We start from the raw sequence: 4,726 nt of genomic DNA, 5'->3' as shown, positions 1-4,726 counted from the left end.
AAGTCGCTCACTGCTCGTCATTGGGCAGTGCTTTAATTATTGGGTTTGGTATTAGAGCCTATTTAAGAGCCAGTACCCAAGAACAAAATGCCGAACGAGCCAGACAATCGTTAATTGAGTTTGCCACCAGTCACAATTTGGTAATTGCCAAATTTTACGTGGAAAATGAAAGTGGGGCAAAACTCGATCGACCCAAATTAAATGAACTTTTGGATGATTGCCAGCAAGGTGATATTTTATTGATTGAAGATATCGATCGGTTAAGTCGTTTAAATGGCGCTGATTGGGAAACGTTAAGAAATCGTATTAAGTCAAAGCAGATTCGGATTGTGGCATTAAATGTACCAACAACTCATAACCAAGCAAATGCCGGTAATGATGAAATAACTAATCGAATTTTATCAGCGGTGAATGATATGTTGATTGAGATTTTAGCGAGTGTGGCTAGACGCGATTATGAGCAACGCCGCCTTCGACAAAAACAAGGGATTGAGTTAGCGAAAGCCAAAGGCGTCTATAAAGGAAAACAACCAAACACGAAACGCTATACGGCAATTCTAGCAATGCTTGATAGCGGGGCAACGTATCAGAAAATTATTGATACATTGCAGGTTGGGACGGCAACAATTAAGAATGCTAAGAAGTGGCGGGAAGGAGATGCTTAAAAAATAACCGTTAAAAGCAAATACTTTCCTACTACCGCCCTAACTATTATTTGCAGTTTTTTAGCTATATACGATTTTTGGTAGCCAATAAGCTAATATATAGATTAGTATTACAAGTAAGAATAATATCGACTAAGCTAATCTACATGGCTATTAATCGGCTTTCGTTAATAAATACTGGTAAATGACCAATGAGTATTATTACAGCACCATTCACCAAACACGCTGCTTGCAGATTAACAGAACGAACTAGCTTGGAGATTGAAAATTTTATTGACTTAATTAATAAAGGTCTTTATATAAATCTCGGGAGTAAGCCCGGCATTCACAAACAGCACCTTCTAATCTATAGCGACATTGATAATGAATTCTTTGTGGCAATTATTGACTCATATTGTGGTTCAATTATTACAGTTTTGACCTTGGACTATCATGAGACGCTAGCATGGCGTGTTCCAGAGCGTGATAAAAATGAATTGCTCAAAAAGACTCATGATCATGAGAACTATTCTAGACTTGCTAGTATTAAAGAGGAAAATACCAAAACCATCATCACTGCGCTGATATTTTTGGATAATGAGGGCAAGCCTAAAGCTAAAACTGTTTTACAGGGTAAACAAGAAGATGTGAATGTTGGCGAAAGTATCTTTGAGATTGTTTATAAAGATAAGTTTTTAGCTAAAATCAATGAAAAGCTTAAAACTATTGATGCTATTAATATATTCGGGCTGAGCGTGAGATATGGCAAAAAATCACCTCCCATATTTTTTGATTTAAAACAATTGGGTCTTTGGGTTAACGAAGACAATTCGCGAATTTTCGTTCAATAAAGGGACATTTGAAAATTCGGGACATATTGTATACTAAGGAAACTTGTCGAGTATTATCACATTGTCGGACATGGTCAAAAAAATTTGATTTTGCGGATACTGCTAATCCGGTAGTGTTCAAAAAACTGTGTCATTTCACTAAACTATTCACAATAGAAGGAATGACACCATGCAAAACTTTGACTTTAACGAAGCCTTAAAAGCTATTCAATCTGGTAAACCCATCACAGGCAGTGATGGTGTCCTTGCCCCGCTCATAAAGCAACTCACCGAAGCGGCACTATCGGCTGAGATAGACAGCCACCTTGAGCAAAACCCAAGTAACAATCGCCGTAACGGCTACAGCAAAAAGACCGTCAAATCAGCCGTTGGCAGCTTTGAGCTTGAAACACCACGTGACCGCAATGGCGAATTTGAACCTGTCTTGGTTAAAAAGCATCAGACTAAGCTCACCCCTGAAATTGACAACCGCATCCTATCGCTGTTCTCGCATGGCATGAGCTATACCGCCATCAAAGACCACATTACCGAGATGTATCAGCTAGAAGTCTCAGAAGCCACCATTAGCAATATTACTGATAGTCTTATCCCACAGCTTAAAGCCTGGCAATCAAGACCACTCGATAGCGTTTATCCGTTTGTCTGGCTCGATGCCGTCCACTACAAGGTTAAAGACGAAGGACGCTATGTTAATAAAGCTGTTTACACGCTGTTAGCACTCAATACCGAAGGTCGTAAAGAACTTATTGGGCTATACTGCTCTGAAAGCGAGGGAGCAAACTACTGGCTGTCGGTGCTTACTGATTTGCACAATCGTGGGGTACAAGATATTCTGATTGCCTGTGTCGATGGCTTAAAAGGGTTCCCTGAAGCCATACAGGCTATCTTCCCTAATACCGAGGTGCAACTGTGTGTGATTCACCAAATCCGTAACAGTATTCGTTATGTCGCAAGTAAAGATCAGAAAGCTTTCATGCGTGATTTAAAGCCTGTGTACAAAGCAGTAAATAAAGAATCTGCTGAGTTAGCCCTTGATGAACTTGATAGGCTTTGGGGCAGTAAATACCCTGCTGTGATTGCTTCTTGGCGAGACAAATGGCATTTGCTGTCTGCTTATTTTAAGTACCCTGACGCTGTGAGAAAGCCAATTTATACGACCAATGCGGTTGAAGCGGTTCATCGCCAATTTCGTAAGTTGACCAAGACTAAGGGCGCGTTCCCAAATGAAACTAGCTTGCTTAAATTACTGTATGTTGGTATGTTAAATGCGTCAGAGAAATGGACAATGCCAATTAATAATTGGGGGCAAACGATGATGCAATTATCTATCCATTTCCCTGGTCGGTTAGATGCTGTAATGAGCCTCTAATTTAATTTATCCTGACACAGAATTTTGAACGCCCTCCCTCTTGTCGAAAATTATCAAACCTAAAACCTCAAATTGATTTTTTAAATCCAACCTGGGTTAAGTACTTTTCATAAAACTTAACCCGCTCAGGATCTAAGAGCTCATTGGCAATTTGCTCGGCAAATACATCATAGTCTCGCCCTGCCTCCCCTTTTGCAAGGTTAGATAGTTCATGAAGTTTGGATAGTTTTTTTGCAAAATGGTGACGTTGACTATCGGTCATTGGCACAAACATATCGACTGTGTTAGTATCTCTACTTTTATACGTATTAGCATTAAACTTCCCAACCACCTCTTTCTCGATCTCTCCATTTATATCTTTCAATTCACTAATTTTTTTCTTTTTTTGTTTAAAACTGAAACTAAAACCTGTTATTGACCTACCATCTTTATGTTGTATATATTTAACATTAATATCTGTAAATTGGTTAATTTGAGCAACTGAAAAATCTAGGACATTTTTCTTAAAGTTGCTCATAGTTTTATATTGCCCTTTTTCAACACCCAGCTGGCTTCTAAATTCTTCTAATTGAAATTCAGGTGTTTTGGACTTACTGCGCCATTGCATAAGTAATTCGTATAATCTTATAGCATACGTACTGGTCAACTTACTAACTTGTTCAAGCTCATAACTAGTAAATTGCTCTTCCAAACGCGTGATTAAAGGAACTACCTCTTGAGTGAATCTTAGAAAAACATAGCCAGAATCTTTCTCGTAACCTATTTTATCTACCCATCGACAATTAAAACTTCTATCTTTTCCTGTATCTGGATTTTTATCTAAATAAGTTACGTAACGGTCAAATAGCCCTTTTGATGCTTGTTTTAATACAGTATAAGCTGTTTCTACATTAGTACCAAAGTGGCTGGCATAAACCGTAGCATCTACTCGCAATAAGCTATCATGCGAAATTCCTGTACCCGTCTCTCTAGCTAACCAAATAGATAATAAAATTAATCGTTGCTCAACCAAATCAAGGCTGTAACTAGCTTGAATGAGAGCATTATCCTTAACAATAAGCGAAGACATTTTTATATTCACATTAATAAAAAGATAGCTTGGATTGTAAACTATTTTAATTATGTTATCAAACGAACTATTTTTATTATTTATTCATTAGTTTCATTTTATTAGCGATCTCAATCTCAATCCAAATTGGACATTAATTTTTTCGGTACATCACAAATTAGGTGCTACCAAAATCCAAATTTTCATTGCGATAAACCTATCTGTATCTTATCAACTTAGGTAGTTAGACAATAAAAAGCAATATCAATAAAATTCAATAAAATCTATATTTATTCGATCCAATAAAAAATAAAAATTAATAATATCAATAGTTTAATAGAAAAACACTATATTTATTTTATTGCGATAAACCTATCTGTATCTTATAAACTTAGGTAGTTGATAATCAAATTAAATACCCTTCAAATAGCACCATATACCTTGTTGAATTGATAAAATAGTTGCAGATTTTGCATTAAATATTAAAATTCTATATAAATCAGTAGTTTGAGTATGATTAAAATCTTTGCATAAATATAAAATGAGTGTTTTATATGTGCATACCTAGCATAAATTCATTAAATATCAATAATTTATATGAAATTTTTTAATGCGAAAAACCTATTTTTATAAATAGAATATCTTTTTTTTATAACAGATAATCGAAATCATAATTTTATTGAAAATTTTCCTGTTTTTCTGACTAATTAATATCTATGGATTTGTTTCAGATAGGTCCTTGCGATAAACCTATTTAAAAGTGCGATAAACCTATTTAAATAGTGCGATAAACCTATTTAAATAGTGCGATAAA

4 protein-coding genes are annotated in these 4,726 nt (G+C 35.8%); 3 read left to right on the top strand and 1 reads right to left on the bottom strand.

Annotated elements, in window-relative coordinates; all coding sequences use genetic code 11:
- The 3 genes from RTL34_RS11505 to RTL34_RS11495 form a co-directional block, all read left to right on the top strand.
- On the top strand, positions 1 to 665 hold a 665-nt coding region (locus RTL34_RS11505), incomplete at its 5' end, for a recombinase family protein (RefSeq protein WP_312117051.1).
- A gap of 191 nt (positions 666 to 856) precedes the next feature.
- Positions 857 to 1,495, top strand: coding sequence for a hypothetical protein (locus RTL34_RS11500; protein WP_312117050.1), 639 nt, complete (start codon positions 857 to 859; stop codon positions 1,493 to 1,495).
- Positions 1,496 to 1,664: 169 nt separating this feature from the next.
- Positions 1,665 to 2,864, top strand: a complete 1,200-nt coding sequence (locus tag RTL34_RS11495; RefSeq protein ID WP_312117048.1) for an IS256 family transposase — start codon at positions 1,665 to 1,667, stop codon at positions 2,862 to 2,864.
- 67 nt (positions 2,865 to 2,931) lie between these two features.
- On the opposite strand, the gene repM is transcribed toward RTL34_RS11495, so the two are convergent.
- Positions 2,932 to 3,933 carry a replication initiation protein RepM gene (gene repM, locus RTL34_RS11490; protein ID WP_312117046.1) on the bottom strand — a complete coding sequence of 334 codons (1,002 nt, stop codon included), beginning with the start codon at positions 3,931 to 3,933 and terminating at the stop codon, positions 2,932 to 2,934.
- Between the last annotated feature and the right edge of the window lie 793 nt (positions 3,934 to 4,726).

It is taken from the genome of Moraxella sp. CTOTU47915 (genome assembly GCF_031986685.1).
Lineage (GTDB): Bacteria > Pseudomonadota > Gammaproteobacteria > Pseudomonadales > Moraxellaceae > Faucicola > Faucicola tetraodonis.
Note: the sequence above shows the minus strand (reverse complement) of the source record. Positions and strands in the feature narration are given on the sequence as shown.

Excerpts from the sequence above, each read along its gene's own strand:
- repM (WP_312117046.1), bottom strand. The coding sequence starts at position 3,933 with ATGTCTTCGCTTATTGTTAAGGATAATGCTCTCATTCAAGCTAGTTAC.
- RTL34_RS11495 (WP_312117048.1), top strand. The coding sequence starts at position 1,665 with ATGCAAAACTTTGACTTTAACGAAGCCTTAAAAGCTATTCAATCTGGT.
- RTL34_RS11500 (WP_312117050.1), top strand. The coding sequence starts at position 857 with ATGAGTATTATTACAGCACCATTCACCAAACACGCTGCTTGCAGATTA.